Annotated in this window: 18 protein-coding genes and 1 pseudogene; 8 read left to right on the top strand and 11 right to left on the bottom strand. The window is 41.7% G+C overall.

Going from position 1 to position 21,047, the window contains the following annotated elements:
- Positions 1–37 precede the first annotated feature (37 nt).
- The 4 genes from trmY to hldE form a co-directional block, all read right to left on the bottom strand.
- Positions 38–634, bottom strand: coding sequence for a tRNA (pseudouridine(54)-N(1))-methyltransferase TrmY (trmY, locus tag JCM15074_RS10095; protein WP_025821091.1), 597 nt, complete (start codon positions 632–634; stop codon positions 38–40).
- A gap of 168 nt (positions 635–802) precedes the next feature.
- Positions 803–1,111, bottom strand: coding sequence for a hypothetical protein (locus JCM15074_RS10090; protein WP_051536876.1), 309 nt, complete (start codon positions 1,109–1,111; stop codon positions 803–805).
- A gap of 60 nt (positions 1,112–1,171) precedes the next feature.
- Positions 1,172–1,933: a hypothetical protein gene (locus JCM15074_RS10085; protein WP_025821089.1), complete on the bottom strand. Its 762-nt coding sequence runs from the start codon at positions 1,931–1,933 to the stop codon at positions 1,172–1,174.
- The gene (hldE, locus tag JCM15074_RS10080; protein ID WP_025821088.1) at positions 1,934–3,364 is read right to left on the bottom strand and encodes a bifunctional D-glycero-beta-D-manno-heptose-7-phosphate kinase/D-glycero-beta-D-manno-heptose 1-phosphate adenylyltransferase HldE; all 1,431 of its coding nucleotides are present in this window, start codon (positions 3,362–3,364) and stop codon (positions 1,934–1,936) included.
- A gap of 100 nt (positions 3,365–3,464) precedes the next feature.
- On the opposite strand from hldE, the gene JCM15074_RS10075 reads away from it, so the two are divergent.
- Complete coding sequence (locus JCM15074_RS10075; RefSeq protein ID WP_025821087.1) at positions 3,465–4,388, top strand: LpxL/LpxP family Kdo(2)-lipid IV(A) lauroyl/palmitoleoyl acyltransferase; 924 nt, start codon at positions 3,465–3,467, stop codon at positions 4,386–4,388.
- 73 nt (positions 4,389–4,461) lie between these two features.
- On the opposite strand, the pseudogene JCM15074_RS21750 reads toward JCM15074_RS10075, so the two are convergent.
- A pseudogene (locus tag JCM15074_RS21750) lies at positions 4,462–6,200 on the bottom strand (potassium/proton antiporter).
- 260 nt (positions 6,201–6,460) lie between these two features.
- The gene (gene ung / locus JCM15074_RS10065) at positions 6,461–7,126 is read right to left on the bottom strand and encodes a uracil-DNA glycosylase (RefSeq protein WP_025821086.1); all 666 of its coding nucleotides are present in this window, start codon (positions 7,124–7,126) and stop codon (positions 6,461–6,463) included.
- Positions 7,127–7,269: 143 nt separating this feature from the next.
- On the opposite strand from ung, the gene JCM15074_RS10060 reads away from it, so the two are divergent.
- Entirely contained in the window at positions 7,270–7,590 is a 321-nt protein-coding gene (locus tag JCM15074_RS10060) for a DUF3144 domain-containing protein (RefSeq protein ID WP_025821085.1), read from the top strand.
- A 55-nt stretch (positions 7,591–7,645) separates the two neighbouring features.
- On the opposite strand, the gene JCM15074_RS10055 is transcribed toward JCM15074_RS10060, so the two are convergent.
- Positions 7,646–8,266, bottom strand: coding sequence for a LysE family translocator (locus JCM15074_RS10055; RefSeq protein ID WP_025821084.1), 621 nt, complete (start codon positions 8,264–8,266; stop codon positions 7,646–7,648).
- Between the two features lie 62 nt (positions 8,267–8,328).
- On the opposite strand from JCM15074_RS10055, the gene JCM15074_RS10050 reads away from it, so the two are divergent.
- A complete protein-coding gene (locus JCM15074_RS10050; RefSeq protein WP_159105280.1) occupies positions 8,329–8,838 on the top strand; it encodes a thioredoxin family protein in 510 nt (169 codons plus the stop codon).
- Between the two features lie 318 nt (positions 8,839–9,156).
- On the opposite strand, the gene JCM15074_RS10045 is transcribed toward JCM15074_RS10050, so the two are convergent.
- Complete coding sequence (locus JCM15074_RS10045) at positions 9,157–11,811, bottom strand: TonB-dependent receptor plug domain-containing protein (RefSeq protein ID WP_025821082.1); 2,655 nt, start codon at positions 11,809–11,811, stop codon at positions 9,157–9,159.
- A gap of 428 nt (positions 11,812–12,239) precedes the next feature.
- On the opposite strand from JCM15074_RS10045, the gene JCM15074_RS10040 reads away from it, so the two are divergent.
- The 3 genes from JCM15074_RS10040 to JCM15074_RS10030 all read left to right on the top strand — a co-directional run bounded on the left by JCM15074_RS10040 (position 12,240) and on the right by JCM15074_RS10030 (position 15,159).
- A complete protein-coding gene (locus JCM15074_RS10040) occupies positions 12,240–13,838 on the top strand; it encodes an AMP-binding protein (protein ID WP_025821081.1) in 1,599 nt (532 codons plus the stop codon).
- A gap of 133 nt (positions 13,839–13,971) precedes the next feature.
- Complete coding sequence (locus JCM15074_RS10035; RefSeq protein ID WP_306302225.1) at positions 13,972–14,532, top strand: HPP family protein; 561 nt, start codon at positions 13,972–13,974, stop codon at positions 14,530–14,532.
- Between the two features lie 285 nt (positions 14,533–14,817).
- Positions 14,818–15,159, top strand: a complete 342-nt coding sequence (locus tag JCM15074_RS10030) for a TM2 domain-containing protein (protein ID WP_025821079.1) — start codon at positions 14,818–14,820, stop codon at positions 15,157–15,159.
- Positions 15,160–15,237: 78 nt separating this feature from the next.
- Here JCM15074_RS10030 and JCM15074_RS21745 read toward each other — a convergent pair whose 3' ends face one another.
- Positions 15,238–16,980, bottom strand: a complete 1,743-nt coding sequence (locus JCM15074_RS21745) for an ABC transporter transmembrane domain-containing protein (RefSeq protein ID WP_084266989.1) — start codon at positions 16,978–16,980, stop codon at positions 15,238–15,240.
- Positions 16,981–17,245: 265 nt separating this feature from the next.
- On the opposite strand from JCM15074_RS21745, the gene JCM15074_RS10020 reads away from it, so the two are divergent.
- Positions 17,246–17,575, top strand: a complete 330-nt coding sequence (locus JCM15074_RS10020) for a DUF2956 domain-containing protein (protein ID WP_025821078.1) — start codon at positions 17,246–17,248, stop codon at positions 17,573–17,575.
- Between the two features lie 46 nt (positions 17,576–17,621).
- Here the strand turns inward: JCM15074_RS10020 and JCM15074_RS10015 are convergent, their stop codons facing one another.
- Together JCM15074_RS10015 and JCM15074_RS10010 are read right to left on the bottom strand one after the other, a co-directional pair.
- Positions 17,622–18,851: an amidohydrolase family protein gene (locus JCM15074_RS10015; RefSeq protein ID WP_025821077.1), complete on the bottom strand. Its 1,230-nt coding sequence runs from the start codon at positions 18,849–18,851 to the stop codon at positions 17,622–17,624.
- Between the two features lie 13 nt (positions 18,852–18,864).
- A complete protein-coding gene (locus JCM15074_RS10010) occupies positions 18,865–20,247 on the bottom strand; it encodes an amidohydrolase (protein ID WP_025821076.1) in 1,383 nt (460 codons plus the stop codon).
- 628 nt (positions 20,248–20,875) lie between these two features.
- Between JCM15074_RS10010 and JCM15074_RS24895 the strand changes: the two genes are divergently transcribed.
- On the top strand, positions 20,876–21,019 hold the full coding sequence (locus JCM15074_RS24895) for a hypothetical protein (RefSeq protein WP_234400210.1): 144 nt from the start codon (positions 20,876–20,878) through the stop codon (positions 21,017–21,019).
- Positions 21,020–21,047 lie beyond the last annotated feature (28 nt).

The raw sequence follows: 21,047 nt of genomic DNA, 5'->3' as shown, positions 1-21,047 counted from the left end.
GCGAGATAGACTCTTGCTGGCGTTTTTTTATGACTGATTATAACTGATGATCAAGTTCGTTATGGATCAGTACCACACATTGCGATGCAAATAACATTTTCGGGCCAAGGCTAATTTTTTGTGCACCTAAGCGTTTCAAACTGTTATAACTTTTCTTTGGCATCGGAATATGGTCTGTTAATAAAAAGCAGCTGTTACCTGAGAACTCTTGCTCACGGATAGAGGTGCCTTTTTTATCCATCATGTAAATTTGATAATCTTCAGCTAATTGCTGCACTAAACGTTCAAAACTCAATGTTTGTACGCTAATACCCGGTTCAACAATACGCGTTTGCTCTTTGGCCATACCTTGCGATACATCTAGGGCTTTAACGACTTTAGCTAATAACGCCTGTTCATGAAAACCACCAAAATCACTGATTTTTGTTGGCTCAAAACAGATAGTACGAGAGAAGTCTTTGGTACTTTCTAATACTAAATAAACAATCACATCATCTCGGTGTGACTGCGCCACAAAAATAGAATTCATTAAGGTGTGAGCTAAAATCTCAGAGTGGCATTCGTGGCCAACACCTGCGAGTAATGCCTGACTTTCTGTAGGGGCGGATCTGGCTCTTAATACAAAAGCGCGCATAGGTAACTATCCAAATATAATAATTGTACTGCTGATGAGCGCCATTATTACCCTATTTGACGGTGCTGTAACCTTAATTTCATATCTGGCTATATGAATAATGACTAATTTATAAACTGACATATCAAAACAGGACACTAGATCACAAAAATATCATGAGTTTTTTAGTTACTGCGCACTATTCATTTTTAACCAAAATGCCTGTTGGCAATGATTAATAAAATTTTTGCGATGTGGCTTAATAGGATTATCAGCTAAGTCAGTTATAACTTGGTAAGAGATCCAACATTCAGGGCAGACTTGTGGGTTAACTTCAAATTGCTCCGCCTCTGTAGAGCATTGAATGGTGACGCCGTTATTGAAAGAGTACAGGATTTCGTATGCTTCAATCTTGCCTTCCAGCTCTTGATATGAGTTATCTTGACGCACACTATTAACAATATGAATGCTATCTAACGCAGAATCTCTGCTATCCACTTTATTTATTTGGGATATATACGTATATAAATTATTCATCGATTTGAATCGTCAGTAAAATTAAAATAAATCAAATTGGTATAAGTTCATCGTCGGTTGCAAATACAGGCTTAATGACTGCTGCAAAGGTTGTAGGTAGCGAGGTACTTGACGATTATGTGAAGCATGATATTGCTGTTTAAATAAACGTTGATAATTGCTTAAACGCTCGATGTCCAACGTTTCTATTTGCGGTAAAAGCTGCTGCCAAATTTGATTAAAATCCGTTATCTGCACTAATGCAGTTGGCGAATAATGCTCAAGCATTAACGCGATTGCAGGCACGGTCCAATGACTAATATTATCTGGGTCATCCAACATGGCGATATTACGTCGATGATATTGTTGCCATGCTAATTTAAAATCTTGTTGTGATAATGCGATACGCCAAATCATATACAAATCGGCATACACTTCATGTTGATAATCCGTTAGCACAGTATTGCTTAGCGACTGATGCAAATGGCCTAACTCATGCCATAAGCTTAACTGTTTTTGTTTATCTAACGTCAATGAAATCGAATTGAGATACCAATAAGCGGATTGCTCTGTCGGCATCGCTATTTTATTAAGCAGTACCACACCTGCATATGACGGGTGAGTTAACGGAATCGCCATCGCCGCACGATAACCTAGTAGTGAATGTAAATCTGAATCGATTAATTGTTGGCAGGGCTGGAGATAGTTCACCTCGCACACTAACGCAGGTTTAGTGTGCGAAGCGACCCAAGCAACGCCATGACTCAAGCTTAATTGGCTGAGTAATAGCGCTGCGGCTAGCATTTACTGATTAGCCATAATATTTTGAATAATGGCAGTGGTTGAGATGCCATCTTCAAAGCCAAGTACTTTAACTTGACCACCAGCAGCCATCACTTCGGCGCCACCAGCAATATCTTCAACCTTATAATCGCCACCTTTCACCAACATATCTGGCAATAAACGGGCAATCACACGTTGTGGGGTATCTTCAGCAAATGGCACCACCCAATCTACCGATGCTAAACCGGCTAATACTGCCATACGGCGATCAACAGAGTTAACAGGGCGACCATCACCTTTTAGGCGGCGCACAGAGGCATCATCATTTACAGCCACGATTAAGCGATCACCTTGCTCACGGGCTTGCTTTAAATAACTCACATGACCTGCATGTAAAATATCAAAACAACCATTGGTCATCACCACACGTTCACCGCGTAATTTAGCTTGCTCTAAGGCATAAGCTAATTGATCTTCATTCATCACGCCAAAACCCGTTTCACCATCGGTCACCGCAAGGCTATTGATCAGTTCAACACGGCTCACGGTTGATGTGCCTAACTTACCAACCACGATACCTGCAGCGGTATTGGCAATCGCACAAGCTTGTGGCAATTCAGCGCCAGCGGCAATGGCTGTCGCTAATGCAGAAATCACAGTATCACCAGCACCTGTTACATCATAAACTTCACGGGCTACGGTTGGGATATGCAGTTCAGGTTGGTCTTGTACCACTAAGGTCATGCCTTTTTCTGAACGAGTGACTAACATGGCGTGTAATTGATGCTCAACCAGCAATTGACGAGCTTTGGCCACAAGGTCAGCTTCTGATGTCACTTTGCCGACAACCGCCTCAAACTCACTCATGTTTGGTGTAATCAAATAAGCGCCATGATAACGACTAAAGTCACTGCCCTTAGGGTCAACCAGCACTTTAACGCCATTAGCATTGGCTTTTGCAATAAAAGCTTGTGGCTGTGCTAATGCACCTTTGGCATAGTCAGATAGAATGACCACATCACAATCTTGCAGTAATGGCTCACTTTGAGTTAACAGTGCTTGGCTATCGCTTAATGCAAATGGCTGTTCAAAGTCTAAACGGATCAGCTGTTGGTGACGTGAAAGCACTCTTAGCTTAGTAATCGTTGGCTTATCTGCCACACGTTGCCATTGTGGCACCACGCCTAAAGCTTCAATGCCTTGCGTTAATGCATTGGCATTATCATCTTCACCTACAAGTCCAGCCAATTTAACTTGGCCGCCTAAAGTGGCAATGTTTAATGCCACGTTAGCTGCTCCGCCGGGACGATCTTCAATTTGATCAATATTAACCACAGGCACAGGAGCCTCTGGTGAGATACGGCCTGTAGGCCCTACCCAGTAGCGATCTAACATCACATCACCGACGACTAACACACGGGCTTTTTCAAATGCTGGTAGAGTAACCTTCATAGCGCTCATATCTTTTACAAAATTAAACTGTGATTGTACCTAATTTTTTAGCAGTTTTGCGTTAGAATAACGCTAAATTTTCCTTATTTATGAGTTAACCGTGGTCGAGCAAGCACAATTTTCTGCACATTTGTGTCATCCCAAATACTGGTTACTGTGGCTTGGTGTTGCAATTATGCGACTTACCCAGTTGTTACCTATGTCATGCCAAATGAAAATCGGCGCCGCAATTGGTCGTTTAGCGATGCGATTTGCTAAAAGTCGAGTTAATACTGCAAGGCGTAATCTCGCCTTATGTTTTCCTGACATGAGTGAAGCAGAGCAAACCAAACTGCTGACGGCTAACTTTGAAAATACTGGCAAAGCGATTTTTGACACCATCAATGCATGGTGGTGGTCTGACGCTAAAATTCAGCGCCATATGAACATTAAAGGGCAAGAGCACGTCAGCCAAACCCTAGAAAACGGCCAAGGTGTGATTTTATTTGCCGTTCACTGCTTACCACTAGAGATGGGCGCGCGTATTTTTGGTCAATTCCAACCCGGCGTTGGCGTTTATCGCCCACACAATAATACGGTCATGGAATATCTACAGGTGAAAGGTCGCTTACGTTCAAATAAGGCGCTAGTGCCTAAGCGTGATGTGCGCCAAATGATCCGCAGTTTGCGCTCACCCGATGTGATTTGGTATACCGCTGACCAAGATTTTGGTCGCTCAAGCGCGGTATTTATTCCGTTTTATGCGGTACCAGATGCAGCAACCATTACTGGCGCCACCAGCTTAGCTAAACTTGGCCGTGCAAAAGTACTGCCTTTCTTTGTTGAACGTAATAGTGATGATACGGGTTATAACATTGAGATTATGCCAGCGTTAGACAACTTCCCTGGCGACAATGAAGTGGATGATGCCATTCGTGGTAATCAAATAATCGAGCAATTAATTGACCGTAACCCAAGTCAATATATGTGGTTACATCGCCGCTTTAAGACGCGCCCTGAAGATAAACCAGAATCTTTGTATTAATTTATCAGTATCAAAACAGCAAAAAGGCGCAATTAAGCGCCTTTTTATTATCTGTTGATCACAAAGATTGTCACTAAGTCGCTTCCGGCTCAGGTTCTGGCGGTAAGCGAATACCCACTTTAGCCGCTTTACCCTCGTCAATATCACATACAATCCAATCTAGCCGTGCCAATAAAATTGGTCGCCGACACACTGTGCTTCGCCTAATTGTTGTTGTACTAACTGTGCAAGATTCAGTTGCTGCTCATCGGCGTCTAACTCAATGCCGTACATTAATGCCAATTCAGCAAGCTTGGCACTGACATCAACAAAGAAGTCACCAAAGAAACGGGCTTCTTCTTCTGTTTGCGGCGCTTGGCTAAAGAGCTGACTTAAATCATCAAGATTATGCTCTTGTCCGAGTACACATAGGTAATCGCCGGACTCTAGTACCGTGGTTCCTTTTGGATTGACTAACTGCTGTTGTCTAAATACTGCGGTAATGCGCGTCCCTTCTGGCATAGTTAAGCGGCTTAACGGCTCACCCACACACCATTTATGTTCACTTAGGCAATACACAAACAATTGCCATTCACTTTTAGGGAAGATCTCTAACCCCGTCCGTGAAATTGGCATTGGCTTTGGCGGTAACTCCACCTTAGCTAACTTGGCCGCCGTGGTTAATGAACTGCCCTGCACTAACAAGGACACCATCACCACAAAGAAGGCTAAGTTAAAATAAAGCTGCGCATGCTCAAGCCCTGCCATCATGGGGAATACCGCTAGAATAATCGGTACTGCACCGCGTAAACCAACCCATGATAAGAACCAGCGATCACGCTTACTGAAACTAGAAAAAGGCAGTAAACTAACCCACACTGCAATTGGCCGCGCAAATAAGATCATACCAAACGCTAACACCAATGCAGGTAACCAGATATCACCTAACTGTGATGGCGTTAAGAGTAAACCAAGCACTAAGAACATACCGATTTGACTTAACCACGTCATACCATCGAGTACATTTAAAATAGCGTGTTTACCACGAGTGGCTTTATTACCCAGCAACAAGCCCACCAAATAGATGGATAAGATACCACTGCCGCCTAACATATTAGACAGTGCATAAATCATTAAGCCACCGCTTAACGCTAAAATGGCATATAAACCTTCATCAAGCTGAAAACGGTTGATCACTTTCCATAATAGCCAACCACCGCCTAATCCTAACGCGCCGCCAAGACCAAATTGGATCACTAAGTTTGAGGCTAATTGCCAACCTGAAATTGCCGCATCGGGGTGAGCGAGAATACTAATGATGGTGACAGTAAGAAATACTGCCATGGGATCGTTACTGCCTGACTCAATCTCTAATGAAGCGCCAACACGCTCATTTAGACGGCGACCTTTAAGCAGCGAAAAAACCGCCGCGGCATCGGTTGAGCCAACAATCGCGCCCACTAAAATGCCTTGTAATAGACTTAAATCAAATAACCAAGCAGCTAACAATCCGGTAATACAAGTGGTTAAGGCAACGCCAACAGTTGCCAGCGACAACGCTGGCCATAAAGCCACCCTAAAACTGGCCACAGAGGTGCGCATACCACCATCGAGTAAAATAACAGCTAATGCTAAATTACTCACAAAGTAAGCAATTGAGTAGTCATGGAAAATAATACCACCAATACCATCTTCACCTGCAAGAATACCCACACCTAAAAAGACTAATAAAATGGGGATACCTAAACGAGATGATACGGGGCTTAGCAAAACACTTAATGCCGTCAGTACCGCCCCAATAAGAAAGAATTGATTAATATTAGATACGTCCACTCGCCCCTCCAAAGCTTTAAATTGGATATCGAAAACGTAACGATTGTAACACAAATCTTAGTTTACCGCTGAAAACAACGGATTAAATATCATCAATCTACAATTTAGTAGTCATAAAAATGACATTTTAACCATGATTTAGCACAGTAAATACATAGTTACCTATATAAATAGGGCAAAGCTTAATATTTTATAACTTTAGCCCTAATTCGTGTGAAATATCTGATAATTAACAAAGCTAGTTATGAATAAAAATCCGATTAAACTTGCCAGTTAATAGGAGCCAAACCTTGTGCAGTTAGTAGTTGATTCACTTGAGAAAAATGCTTACAACCGAAAAAGCCACGATAAGCAGATAATGGTGATGGATGTGGCCCCGTCACTAACTGATGCTGAGGTGCAGTAATCAACTTGCCTTTCTTAATGGCATGACTGCCCCACAACAAAAAGATAATCGGCTGAGACTGCTGATTGAGTAAATCGAGTACATTATCAGTAAACTGTTGCCAACCCGATTTCGCATGTGAATGCGCTTTACCTTGTTCAACCGTTAGTACGGTATTAAGCATTAATACTCCTTGCTTAGCCCAAGGCAATAAATAGCCATGTTCAGGCCGAACAAAGCCAGCAATATCTTGCTCCAATTCTTTATACATATTTACTAATGACGGCGGTACTTTAATGCCCGGCTTGACTGAAAAACTTAAGCCATGTGCTTGATTAGGACCGTGATAGGGATCTTGCCCTAAAATCACCACCTTAACTTGATCAAGCGGCGTTAATTCAAACGCACTAAACACGTCTTGAGGCTCAGGATAAATAACCTTAGAGGCTCGCTCTGTTGCGACAAATTCGGTTAACTGTTGATAATAAGCTTGTTGCTGTTGATGCTGTAAAAACTGTTGCCAAGTCGAAATGCTAGTCATGGTTGTATTCATTAAATCACTCAATTACTGGATTATAACATTAGTTCAATTAACAAGGATTGATAAAGAAAAAGTGGTTTAACAAGGTTGATATGGAGTAAACTGACTTGAGTTTACACCTTTAAAGTTAAGAGTATTAAGTTATGTCAGACAACACTACTGAGCAGCAAGAGATCACTATTTATCAACTTGCAGATCAATTTATCGCCCTTGCTAACCAACTCGTTCAAGATCAACAAGATGTGGGTAAAGTCGGTACTGCATTACGTTTCGCTGCTGCGCGTTTTAACGCTTTTGAAGCTGCGATTAAATCTGCGGATTTAAATACCGAAAAGCAAAATGCAATAGAATGGTTTGTTGCTGAATATAAAGATATGTTGAGTGACAACATTGACGACCATATCAAAAATCCACCAACACAAACGGTGGAAGAAGAAGAGGTTGTTGAGATTTTTAAAGGTTAATGCTCCTCAACTAAAAAATGCTGCCATTGGCAGCATTTTTATTAATTTACAGAAATTAAAAAGCAATTCCCACTATCACTTTCGCCCCTAAAAATAGCAGCACGACCCCAGAAATCTTATCAATCAATTGTGCATGCTGTTTTATCTTAGGCAAGACCGCTTGATGCGACAATAGCGTTGCAATAACGGTATACCACAAGCCATCAATCACCAACGGCGTTAATACCACTAAACCTTGACCCAATAACGATTGTGCGCTCAGTACAAATTGACTAAATAACGCAATAAAAAACAATAAAATTTTAGGATTAAACAGCGAAATAGCTAAACCATCAGCCGCCGCTTTTAATAAAGATGTTTGTTGCCCTGCTTGATATTTTTTATCAGCTCCTGCAGTAGCTCTGAGCGCTTGAATCCCCAGCCAAATAAGATAGAGTCCACCAATAACAGCAATACCATTAAATACCATTGGCGCACTTTGTAATAATGCCGCCAAGCCAAGTAACGTCACTAGCGCATAAAAACCAATGCCCATCGCATGAGCCCACGCACAAACAATACCGTGCAGTCGCCCACTCGCTAAGGTATGTCTTACTACCATGGCTAAACTTGGTCCGGGTGACATAGCGCCCAAACAACAAATGGCAAGCAGAGCAAACCAACTGGTTAATTCCATATTTATGTTATTCTCCATATCAATCTAACGCTAACATACTAACAACAATGATCATTGCCATATTGATTAGCTTATTATTTTTTATTATTGCCGCTGGGCTATATGGAATACGTCGCCAAGGCAAAGCGATTCCAATCAGCGTCATTATTATTTTTATGAGTTTTGGCGCCATTAGTAGCACCATGGTTAAATTTATCTATTTTGGTGAAGACTATCAGGCTTACCAAAAACTCAACTGGCAACCGCTCGCACCCAGTAAAATTGAAGATTATCTCGCTCAAGGATATCGGGTATTTGTCGATATCACCGCCGATTGGTGTAATGTTTGCGCCGCTAATAAAGCCAATGCTTTACACCGCAATGAAGCCATCAAGGTTTTTGAAAACAGTAATATTATTTTAATGCGCGGCGATCTTAGCCAAAGCAACCCAATAGCAACTCAATATTTAAACGCGAATCAAGCGTTAGGGCTGCCCTACAACCGTTTTTATACCCCCACGCATCCTCAAGGTATTGAACTGCCAAGAGAATTGACATTAGAAACATTGCTTAATGTATTAAAAAAGCCATAAAAAACCGCAGCGTAATGCTGCGGTTTGGCTAGTTTATCTGTAATACCAATTTGATTAAAGATGTAATCTATTCAGAGCTTGTCAGCCTTTTCAGTTCTAGGCGCATTGATGCCGTAATGGCTATTCCCTTTCAAATCAATGCAACATCGAAATGGAAAGGCCTGAAAAGCTCACTTCGTGCGGGTTTCAAGGTACTGTATTCTGCGTTGAACATTTTCAAAATAGAATAACTATTCCAGTCAAATGTCCGCCTTGTCTACAGCACCTTGAACTCCCGCTGAATGATCACCCTCTTAATCAAGTTGGTATTATCACAATTTAGAAGCGGTAGTTCACTCGACCGTAATAATAGCCGCCGTTAAAGCCATATGGTGTACTCACAGGGTACTTAGCACCTGCGACTTTTTCATATGGATTATCATCAGGGTATTGATCAAACAAGTTTTGTGCGCCTACACTGACAGTCCATTGCTCAGAGAAATCATAGCTCAACTCTAAATCAACGGTGACTGAAGCCCCCTCTAAGATTGGCATAGCAGGATTACCATAATCATCTTCAGCATCTAAATGATTTTCAAAATACTCACCATAATAATTGATGCGCAATAATGAATAGAAGTTATTACCGTAACCTTGGTTCCAAGTAAAGGTCGCTTTATGCGCTGGCAGTGAATCTTCAAGTGCAATCACTTTGGCACGACTAATATTGGCAGGGTTGTAATCATCAACCGTGGTATCAGTCCAGTTGTAGGCTAACGCAAACTCACCGTCCTCTAACCAATCAGGTAGATAGTTAGCAACAATATCGACCCCTTGCGTGGTGGTATCAAAGTCATTAGTGAAGTATTTAATTGATGCAAAACTTGAAGCATCTAGTACCCCTTGCGCAATCAATAGATCTTTATCTTCTTGGGTTAATGCTAGATTTGAGGTTTGTGATAAACGGTCTTCCAATTTAATGTGGAAGTAATCCACGGTCACAAACAGTTGATCAAGCGTTAAAACCGAACCAATCGAGAAGTTAACCGATGTTTCAGGCTCAAGCGGCGTCGCGCCTTTTTGGATTGCTATAGGGTTAGTTGGCGGCAATGTTGCCTGATCTTCCAGACCGTTAGGACCAAATGCAGTAGTCACGTTACGCACGTTATTTTGACCAACCGTCGGCGCTCTAAAGCCCGTACTCGCAGCGGCACGGAATGAAAGCTCATCGGTCGCATTCCATAATGCGCCTAACTTACCATTCGTGGTTGCACCAAAATCATCATAGTATTCATAACGCACCGCACCAGTGACTAAGAATGAATCTCCCAACTCTTTTTCTGCATCAAAATAAATCGCAAAGTTAGTACGACTAAATGAACCCGCATCTTCAGGCTTAAAGCCAGGGAAACCATTTGAACCAATACCAAACCCTTGTGACGCCAATGGACCAATTTCAAATGAACCTGTGTCACCATTAATAATGTCAAAGGTTTCACGGCGGTATTCAACCCCTGATGCTAATGACCAAGTATCAAACTCGTAATAACTGAAATCAGCGCTTAAACCACGCTCAAGCTGTACATAACTGCCCGGTTTAAATGAAGTTGGCGTGTTGGGGCCCATTGATGGGTTAACCGTGTTTTTAATATAAAAAGAGGATTCATTACGACCATAATAACCACTGAAGTCATAATTAATTTCATTGCTAAAGGTGCCCTGTACTCCAACCGCTAATGAGGTATCTTCAACAATACCGCCAAAACGTGGGGTAAAACCGCCAGGAAACATAGAGTTAAATGCAAAACAATTGGCTGCGGCTAATGAATCTAATGCCGCTTGATTAGGCACATTATCCATGATCTCAACTACAGGACAATCCAGTTGATTACCACCTTCTAAAGCACCAACTAGAATCGTTGAGGGTGCAGCATCCCATGCTTCTTGTCCGGCAACATCATCATCCCCGGGACGATACATACTCACGCCGCCAACATTTCTCACATTACCTTTAAACACACCACCACGGGTATTGGGATTACGGAAGTAGAAACCACCTTCTACATTACGTCTTGCCCAGTTACCAAACATATAAGCATGTTGAGTTTCACTTAAATCGATACCTGCATTGAAAAATAACTTCGCGTCCTCTTTCACTTCTGGGCTACCCCAGATTTGCGCTGGATCAGCCACATGAGTATTGCCAGCTTCAATCAATCCTGCAGCATCTTCACGTTGTACACTGCGACTGGTTGGGTCAGCTTCACGGTACTCCATGCTGAGGTTAATAAAACCTTCATCGGTAAAAGGTAAGCCAATGTTTGCTGCAATTTGAGGCGACTCCCCATCCCCCTCATAATATTGACCGTATTTAACTTCAACTTCACCGCCCTCAGATGCATCTTTAAGCACGAAGTTAATTACCCCAGCAATGGCATCTGAACCATAAATCGCTGCAGCTCCATCACGTAAAACTTCAACCTGTTTTAATGCAATAGATGGAATAACCGAAATATCTGGGCCTTGTGCGCCATCAGAGATACCCGCACCTAAGAATGAAATAACCGATGCACGATGACGACGTTTACCATTGACTAACACCAAGGTGTGATCCGGTGCTAAACCACGCATATTAGCTGGACGAATTAACGTTGCGGCATCACTGATAGGTTGCACATTAACATTATATGACGGCACCACTTTACCGAGTAAGTCGCTCATGTCGCTAACACCACTACGAGTAAACTCATCGCCATCAACAATATCGATTGGTACGGGTGACTCACCGACTGAACGCGGCGCGGCTCTTGATCCTACAACCGCAATACGCTCCACATCCTCTTCAATGACCATTTTAGGACCTTTGGGATCCTGCGGAACACCTTCTTCTCCTTCGGCAGCATATACATGGGTTGCCATGCTGCCCGCTAGCGCGATGGAGACAGCAACACTCAACGTACTCCACTTAGGTAAGTATTTATTATTGGTTTTCATGTTATCACTCTCAATTGTAATTGTTGTTAACAATGCAATTGATTGCGGCAATACGGCTCATCCTCCCCACAACCTACATTAGCAATTAATATATTAGTATTATTGCGTGCTACATTTTTATAACAAATTTACAGCCATGGCTATAAAAATAATGTCGATAACTCAAACGGTTACGCATTCTTATATTTTGATAACAATAAAAAACACAGAAAAACAATAGATTACCATTAAATATATTTTTATTATGTGTCAATAAAAATATACTTGTTTACAGTTACCGAATTCACATACTTACTACATGTATCTTAAAGTAAACTGACCAATATTATTCGTTACCAAGCACACTTTTAACTCAGCAAGATTGCTCCATCGCCAAAAGCCCATTAGGCTTCAGACTGGACTGTTTGCCATTTACTTGGACCCTACTTATGCAATTTGATGCTTTTTCATTAACTGAAAATGAACAATATCCTGATTTAATCGGCCTTATCGAGCAGACTTGTCAAGAATTCGCCGCTAACCCTGCTTATATCTGCTTAGATCAGCGTTATAGTTTTGCAGATATAGAGCAACAAAGCCGATATTTTGCAGCCTATCTACAACAGCATACAGAGCTGAAAGTAGGCGATAGAATAGCCATTCAATTACCTAACCTAGTCCAATATGTGATAGCGGCTTATGGCGCATTAAGAGCTGGACTGGTACTCGTTAATACCAACCCGCTCTACACAGAACGAGAGTTAGTGCATCAATATCAAGACTCTGGTGCAAAAGCCTTAGTGGTATTGTCAGATCTATTACCTGTTATCGCTAAAGTGGTACCGCAGACCCAAATTGAGTATGTGATTTCAACCCATGTATTTGACCTTATTGAACGTCAAATCCACCCGCAAACGGGACTGCAGCATATTGAGTTTTGTGACGTATTAGCTTTAGGTGCGCAAACACAATACGAGCGCCCAAACATAGCTGATAATGCATTAGCGGCATTACAATATACGGGAGGAACAACCGGGCTGGCTAAAGGAGCAATGCTGACCCATACAAACCTCATTGCCAATACCTTGCAATGCCAGTCACGCCTCAGCCAATCTTTAGACACTGGTAAAGAGGTCATCATTGCACCATTGCCCGTATACCATATTTACGCCTTTACCGTAAATTTACTGCTTTACTTCAAGATGGGTTGTTGCTCAATTTTGATCCCTAACCCAAGAGATTTAAATCAATTTGTTGAAGCCATCAGTCCACATAAATTTACAGGTATGATTGGCCTAAATACGCTGTTCATCGGTCTATGCCATCATCCGCAATTTAAACAATTGGATTTTAGCCAATTTAAGTTAACCATTTCAGGCGGTACAACCTTAACCCAAACCGCCGCTGATTTATGGCTCACTACTACTGGATGCACCATTTCTGAAGGCTATGGTTTATCTGAAACTTCGCCAGTAGTCAGTATTAACTTACCAGGGCATGAGCGTTTAGGAACGATTGGCAAACCCTTAGTCGATACTCTAGTAAAATTGCTCGATGAACAAGGGCAAACCATCACTGGCACCGAAGCAGAATTAGCCATCAAGGGCCCGCAAGTGATGCTCGGCTATTGGAATAACCCGCAGGAAACTGAAGACGCGATGACGGCCGATGGTTATTTCAAAACGGGTGATATTGCCAGCATCAGTGATGATGGTTTTATTACCATTGTAGATCGTAAAAAAGATGTGATTTTGGTGTCAGGCTTCAACGTTTACCCTAATGAAGTTGAAAATATTCTCGCCATGCATCCACAGGTCCTTGAGTCTGCCGTAGTTGCTTGCGCTAATGAACATAGTGGTGAAATCGTTAAAGCCATTATTGTTTGTAAAACAGAAATCACTGATGAACAGCAATTAAGTGATGATATTCGTCAACATTGTCGTGAGCAATTAGCCGCTTATAAAGTACCTAAAGTGATTAAGTTTGTTGAACAACTGCCTAAATCAACTGTGGGTAAAATTTTACGTCGCGAGCTACGCCAAGCTTAACTGATAATTGAAACCGAGGTTGCAGCTAAGCCGCAACCTCCTTAATGCAACAACATACTCACACCAATTAACCCATAATCGCCACAAAAGTAAGCAAACGCATCAATAAATTAGATTTTTACGATACAACAACTTGATCTATTCATCTGCGCTAACCACACTTACGCCTATCAGTTCACCACTCATTATTCGTATGAAAGAACACTACGTCACATTAATTCGTGAAAACAAACTCCTCACCGCCATCATCTCAGCCATTGGTGCAACACTGTGTATTTGGACACTCGCAGCCATTGATAACAGCATTGATACTCCTTATGTATTAATCGCACCATTTGGCGCCACTATGGTTTTGATTTTTGGTGTGCATCGCAGTCCATTAGCCCAGCCTAAGAACGTCATTTTTGGCCATTTAATTACTGCTGCAGTGGGATTATTTTTTATCAACTACATTGAGGTTACACCGCTCACTCTAGGGCTTGCTGTCGGCCTTGGCTTATTTATTATGTTGATGTTTGATGTTACTCATCCACCAGCAGGCGGTAATCCATTACTTATCATGCTTGGCGGCCATACAAGTTGGACTTTCCTATTGCACCCCATTCTAATTGGTACCCTAGGTATTGTGGCACTCGCCGTGTTATATCACCGCTTTATACCGGGTCATATTTACCCTTACTCTGAAAAGAAGTAACTAAAACCATATCTAACACTAGAAGTACATGCGTAACCTATAAGCGAGGTTATGCATGTACTTTTTATTTCAGTAATGATGAAACTATCCATATTGATTAATGTCGTAAATATAGCTAAAACAGGTGAGTTTTAGTCTAAATTATCAACGACTGTAGTAAATGTATAACGCTAGACCATATTGGCTTTTTAATGTTTATTTTAATAATGTGATCTAGACACCTTTATTTCAGCGCACACTTGTACACATAATTAGTCATTAGCTAAATGACAGTTGGAGTTTGCAATGAAACAAATTAGTTGCCCACAATGCGGCCAAAAAATCGACTTAAATCTAGTGGCCTGCCCCCAATGTCATGCTGCTCAAGGTTTAGATGCATTAGCAGGTATTGATCCTGACTTACGTATCAAAAATCAGCGCCTTGCGGTATGGTTTAGTTTCTTATTAGGCGGCTTAGGTATCCATCGTTTTTACCTAGGTCAGTATATGAAAGGTAGTCTATACCTGCTGTTTAGTTGGACCTTAGTGCCTACCGTATTGGGCTGGGTGGATGCCGTTCGCACCCTCAAGATGAGTCCATTTAGTTTTGAGCAACGCTACTGCAAAAAGCCAAAATTTGCCTACTAAACTCAATATCATCAAATAGTAGACACAAAAAATGACGCATTATCGCGTCATTTTTGTTTTAAGCGCTCCGGTAAGCGACTAGTCCGTCAATAACTGTAAATCAGCAAACTCACGGTAGAGTTTGCTTGATTGCATCAACTCTTGATGAGTACCAATAGCTGCTATCTGACCTTTATCTAATACCACTATACGATCGGCATTGATAACCGTGGCCAACCTATGCGCAATAATCAAGGTAGTTTTGTTGGTCATTAACGAATCTAACGCCAATTTCACCATACGTTCACTCACCGCATCTAATGCACTGGTGGCCTCATCTAATAGTAACATGGGTCGATTGGCAAGAATGGCTCTGGCAATCGCAATTCGCTGTTTTTGACCGCCCGATAACCGCACACCTCGTTCACCTAAATAAGTCTCATAGCCCTGTTCAAACTCATTGATAAACTCATCGGCACGCGCCGCAATACAAGCTTGTTTCACCTCGTCTAAACTGGCATCAACGCGACCATAGCGCACATTTTCAAAAACACTGGTTGCAAAGATGACCGACTCTTGTGGTACCAATGCAAACTGTTGTCTGATCTGCTGCGGATGCAGCTTGTCCAAATCAACACCGTCAATACAAATACTGCCTGCGGTCGGAATATAAAAACGCTGCAATAATTCAAACAAAGTACTTTTACCCGCACCGCTTACACCGACTAACGCGACGCGTTCACCCGCACTCACGGTTAAATCAATACCTTTAAGCACCAATGGCATATCATCACTGGGGTAAGCAAATTGAAGTCCATTAAGGCTCAGTTCACCCGTTGCCGTTGTGTCCAATTGCATGACTTGAGTAGGGACTTCAATTTCACTGCGAACTTCTGCTAGTTCAATTAGCCTTTCGGTCGCGCCCGATGCGCGCTGAATATCACCAATCACTTCGCTAATGGTGGCGACAGAGCCTGCAACCATTACCGCATAAAACATAAATGCAGATAGTTCACCGCCAGACATACTGCCATTCATCACATTATGGGCGCCGACCCAAGTCACCCCTACAATCGCACCGATACTTAAAAACATCACCGATGAAATTAAAATCGAGCGATAACGAATACGCTCACTGGCTGCCGCCATTACAGACTCAACTCGCTCACCAAAATGCTGACTGTCGAGTGTTTCATGTGTGTATGATTGTACGGTGTGAATTTCATGTAAGCTTTCATCGACATAAGCCCCTAAGTCAGCGACTTTATCTTGGCTAGCACGGGCTAATTTGCGTACTTTTTTACCAAAGAAGCTGACCGGTCCCAATACTAAAGGCACTGCTAACATCACGAGTAAAGTGAGCTTAACGCTACTAAACAACATCATCACTAAGCCTCCGAGCGCAGTGACGCTAGCACGCAATGCCATCGACAAACTGGATCCCACCACGGTTTGCAGTAATGTGGTATCAGCCGTAAATCTTGAGATCACTTCACCAGTACGCGTTTTAGCATAAAAAGTAGGAGATAGTGTCAGCAGATTGTTATAGACCTTGAGGCGAATATCGGCACTGACTCGCTCCCCTAACCATGACATTAAATAGAAGCGACAAAATACCGCTGCACCACTAATAAAAGTGATCAACAACACCAATAAAATGATCTCATTCAGCCTATTGCCATTATCTTTAACAAAGCCCTCATCGACCATAAGGCGTACGCCTTGCCCCAATGACAACCATGCTAATGAACCAACAAATAAACAGATAATGGCGGCAATAACTTGCCATTTATATGGTTTTAAAAAGGAACCAATCCAAGGCCAGATAGCACGTTTTGCCATGGTTTTAGTATGTTCTGTTTCGTAATTTATATTACGCGGCACTAGCGTTCCTTATTGATTATTAGACTCTAAATTTAATTTTAGTCTACGCTATTCAACCCATAATGTGCAGATATAACACATGATTTGTAGCGGGTTAAGGAACAACTTTCTAACATACCTCAAATTAGCTATCAGCCAGATTAATCTCTAAAAGAGTTAAAGGTGCAGGATCAGATTGCATTCGGTATAGTTACCATCATCTCAGTAGCAATAATCAATAATCATGAAGAAATCTATCTCTGACGCCACCAAAGAAGAAGCGCTAAAAGTGGCTAAAGCAACGCAGCGACCAGGACAAACTAAAGAACAAACTAAACTGATTGCCGCAGGCATTGAAAAAGGCATTAGTGAGTATAAAAAGCTGCAAAAAGCCAAAGCAAGAGATCGTGATAAATTTAAGAAGCAGCAACTAAAGCAGAAAACAAATGCGACTGATGATAGCGATGAGGATGAATTTGAAATACCTCAATCAAGTAGTAAATTAGCTTGGATATTACTGGTTATAAGTTGGCTGGGGTTTATCGGTTATCAGCTGTTTGTCAGCTATCGTTAATCAAATTTACAAGGCCTCATTGCGAGGCCTTGTCAATATCATTCGCTTACTTAGTATAAGCCCGTGGCATCTGGCTATCTGTGGTGTAGCGCTGACGTAATTTGTCATGACGCGACTGCGTCGAATACTCTTTGCCACCAATAAATATACGCTCGACATGCGTGCTTAGCTCAAACGGATCGCCACTCCAAATCACCACATCAGCGGCTTTATCAACAGCCAATTGTCCTGCATCAATATTAAAGATGTCAGCAACATTGTAAGTCACTGCTTTTAACGCCGATGCCGGATTCAAACCATTAGCAATCGCATTACCCGCATCAAAGCGTAATTGGTAGAGATTATGAGTCGCATCACCGACGACGGTAAAGGCAATTTGTACCCCTGTTTTATCCAATCGTGACGCATTTTCCATGCTGGCATGTAATGAATCAAAATTACCCGGTAGATTTTGCAATGGGCTTAAAATAACCGCTATATCGGCCTCGGCTAATTGCGGTGCAACCCGCCATGCTTCGGCGCCTCCGGCAATACTGATATCTAAATTAAACTGCTGCTTTAATTTGATTAAATGCAATATATCTTGAGCGCGATCTGTTTTAATAATCAGTGGCAATGTGCCAGCCAATAGCTGATTTAATAATTTAGCTTTATTTGATAATGGCGCTTGTTTCTTTTTAGGCGGCTTTTCAGAAGACTGCTGTTGATGCTCAGTCAACTCATCGACGAGCTGTTGTAACTTAAGCGCGCGCGACCCTTTTTTCTGAGCCCCAAACTCCATCACGACTGCACTGGTTGGTGTAATAACACTGTTGAACTCACCGGTTAACTCAACCAATGATGCTTGCCCTAAAAACAGCGAGCCACCACTGGTCATAATCACATCTCGGGTAATACCGCCCTTACGACTGTATGCCACTACGCTAGATTTAGGATTAAAAGCTGTCTCGCCATTAAAACTGATATCAGCATCTTTATCACGGCCATCGCGCGAACTTGCTACCGCCCCCACCTCAACTAACCCTAATTGATTGAGAGAGCCAATCAAACCCGGCGTCACGATTGCACCTTTAGCATCAATCACCACGTCAGCATCAATTTTGGCAGGATTAATGGCGATAATTTTACCGTCATCCATCACTAAACTGGCTTGAGTTAATACCCCTTCATCTGATGCCGTATGTAATGTGGCATTGGTAATCGCAATACTTTGTGCGTAAGCGTTGGTCATCGAGCACAGTGCTATTGCCAACAGTGTTTTTGAAAATAGTTTCATCAGATAACCCCTATTACTGTTGGCCTAACAAAAAATCACTCACCGCTTGATACTGCTCATCATGGCGATCAAAAACCTTGGCACCATCAACAAACACTTGCTCGGCTTGCGCGTACACACTAAAAGGATTCATGTTCCACATCACTACATCAGCCTGTTTATTAACGCTCAAATCACCAGTCACATCATCAATACCTAATGATTTAGCCGCATTACTGGTGATCCAGCGAATCGCATGTGCCTCATCAATATCAAAGCCACTTTGGTTGGCGCTATACATCACTTTGGCAGCTTCTTGATTTAAACGTTGAATGGTGTCGGCTGAGTCAGAGTGAACGATGGCACAGCTATTTTTAACGGCATCAACAATAGCCACATTTTCAGGCACCATGTCATAAGCTTCCATTTTAAAGCCCCACCAATCAGGCCATAGCGCAGCACAACTGCCATTTTCAGCTAATAAATCAGCAATTTTGTACGCTTCAACCCCATGGTGGAAAGTACCAGCGTGATAACCAAACTCTTTTGATAAGTCGATCATCATCGCCATCTCTTCAGCTTTATAACAATGATTATGAATGAGTATCTCACCATCAAGCACGCCGCGTAGCGTGTCATGAGTAAGATCTCGTTGTGGTGGGGTTGGATTTAATCCAGCTGCGTAATCACGCTCATATTTATCCCATTCGCGCTTATATTCTGTGGCTTCGGCCCATGCTTCACGATAACCCGCCATATTGCCCATACGAGTAGATGGCGCAATATGTTGTCCACCATACACATTTTTAGGATTCTCACCACAAGCCATTTTTAACCCATAAGGCGCTTGTGGAAACTTCATCCCTTGCATCGTAGTTGATGGTACATTTTTTAAAGTGACGCCTCGGCCACCAAATAAATTAGCTGAACCGGGTAAAATTTGTAGGCTAGTGACACCACCAGCACGAGCAGTATCAAAACCGGGGTCTTGCGGCCAAACACTATGTTCAACCCACACCCGTGAGGTATTCGGATTGGTCATCTCATTACCATCTTGATGTGACTCAACAGATGGGCTGGGATAAGCGCCCAAATGGGAATGCACATCAATGATCCCCGGCGTGATCCATTTACCTTTAGCATCAATAATTTGAATATTGGAAACTTCAATATTTTGGCCAATTTGTTTAATTTTACCGTCAACTAACCAAATATCGGCATTATCTAACTGTTCACCCGTTCCGGTTAAAATAGTGGCATTCTTGATTAAGATGGGCTTCGCGGCTAAAGCTTGGTAAGTGCTAGGATAAGGATCCTTGTTAATATTCACTTTGCTGTCTTTTTCTGACGCTTGATTACAGGCAGTCAGCCCTATAGCCAGTGACACTAACAAAAATGATGGTACACACTTCATCATAATCCAGTTGCTCCTCGATATTAACTAAGTGGTCATGTCATGCTTATTACACAACGAAATTTACATTAAGTTAACATACGCATCAGTTAATTGCTGTATTTGATGTCTTTAAAATGTGTCAATTTGTATAAATAGAGGTACTGTAATAATTTATTATCATTACTCACGAAATCACGTCTTAAATTTAAACTCATTGGCCTATCTTTATATTGCTAGCAATGGAACCCCAACTGAAAACTAAAAATAATTATCATGTATTTCAATAATATAAACATCTAACAATGGATAATCCTTACTTTACCAAACTACAGTTCAAATCCATCACAAGTCTTCTTTTTTTGAATTAAATCAAATTTATTCAAATAATTAGCATTCATCATAAAATAAAGTGGCAGCGTTTAAGCAATAAAAATAAAAGCTATAAAAACAGCAAATTACAAGATTCACTAACAAGCAAAATAAGATTATCATTTTATTCTTAACAACCTTTAAATTATTTCTACTTGAGTGATAAATTGCTGGCATGTCAAAAAACAACCAATGATTAACACTAATTAACTTAGCAAAATAATCAGCAAATGATATTTAACACTTTTAGATTAATATCTTTATAAAACAAACGGATTGTATGAATAAATCAATTATTGCAGTGTCTTTACTTGCCTTGCTTAGTGCATGTAGCGAAAAAGACAATAATGACCATGAAACGCTACCGCCAGAACCCCCGCAGCCACCAGTGTTCCCACTGAAATTAATGCGAGTTTCTCATTAGATGGCCATCTTACTTTTGGCGACAGTGT

It is taken from the genome of Shewanella marina JCM 15074 (assembly GCF_000614975.1).
In the GTDB taxonomy this organism is placed as follows: domain Bacteria; phylum Pseudomonadota; class Gammaproteobacteria; order Enterobacterales; family Shewanellaceae; genus Shewanella; species Shewanella marina.
This window is presented reverse-complemented; position numbering and strand designations above follow the sequence as displayed.

What these genes read in the sequence shown, in the direction of transcription:
- trmY (WP_025821091.1), bottom strand. Translation starts at nt 634, where the DNA reads ATGCGCGCTTTTGTATTAAGAGCCAGATCCGCCCCTACAGAAAGTCAG.
- JCM15074_RS10085 (WP_025821089.1), bottom strand. Translation starts at nt 1,933, where the DNA reads ATGCTAGCCGCAGCGCTATTACTCAGCCAATTAAGCTTGAGTCATGGC.
- hldE (WP_025821088.1), bottom strand. Translation starts at nt 3,364, where the DNA reads ATGAAGGTTACTCTACCAGCATTTGAAAAAGCCCGTGTGTTAGTCGTC.
- ung (WP_025821086.1), bottom strand. Translation starts at nt 7,126, where the DNA reads ATGACTAGCATTTCGACTTGGCAACAGTTTTTACAGCATCAACAGCAA.
- JCM15074_RS10060 (WP_025821085.1), top strand. Translation starts at nt 7,270, where the DNA reads ATGTCAGACAACACTACTGAGCAGCAAGAGATCACTATTTATCAACTT.
- JCM15074_RS10055 (WP_025821084.1), bottom strand. Translation starts at nt 8,266, where the DNA reads ATGGAATTAACCAGTTGGTTTGCTCTGCTTGCCATTTGTTGTTTGGGC.
- JCM15074_RS10045 (WP_025821082.1), bottom strand. Translation starts at nt 11,811, where the DNA reads ATGAAAACCAATAATAAATACTTACCTAAGTGGAGTACGTTGAGTGTT.
- JCM15074_RS10040 (WP_025821081.1), top strand. Translation starts at nt 12,240, where the DNA reads ATGCAATTTGATGCTTTTTCATTAACTGAAAATGAACAATATCCTGAT.
- JCM15074_RS10030 (WP_025821079.1), top strand. Translation starts at nt 14,818, where the DNA reads ATGAAACAAATTAGTTGCCCACAATGCGGCCAAAAAATCGACTTAAAT.
- JCM15074_RS21745 (WP_084266989.1), bottom strand. Translation starts at nt 16,980, where the DNA reads ATGGCAAAACGTGCTATCTGGCCTTGGATTGGTTCCTTTTTAAAACCA.
- JCM15074_RS10020 (WP_025821078.1), top strand. Translation starts at nt 17,246, where the DNA reads ATGAAGAAATCTATCTCTGACGCCACCAAAGAAGAAGCGCTAAAAGTG.
- JCM15074_RS10015 (WP_025821077.1), bottom strand. Translation starts at nt 18,851, where the DNA reads ATGAAACTATTTTCAAAAACACTGTTGGCAATAGCACTGTGCTCGATG.
- JCM15074_RS10010 (WP_025821076.1), bottom strand. Translation starts at nt 20,247, where the DNA reads ATGATGAAGTGTGTACCATCATTTTTGTTAGTGTCACTGGCTATAGGG.
- JCM15074_RS24895 (WP_234400210.1), top strand. Translation starts at nt 20,876, where the DNA reads ATGAATAAATCAATTATTGCAGTGTCTTTACTTGCCTTGCTTAGTGCA.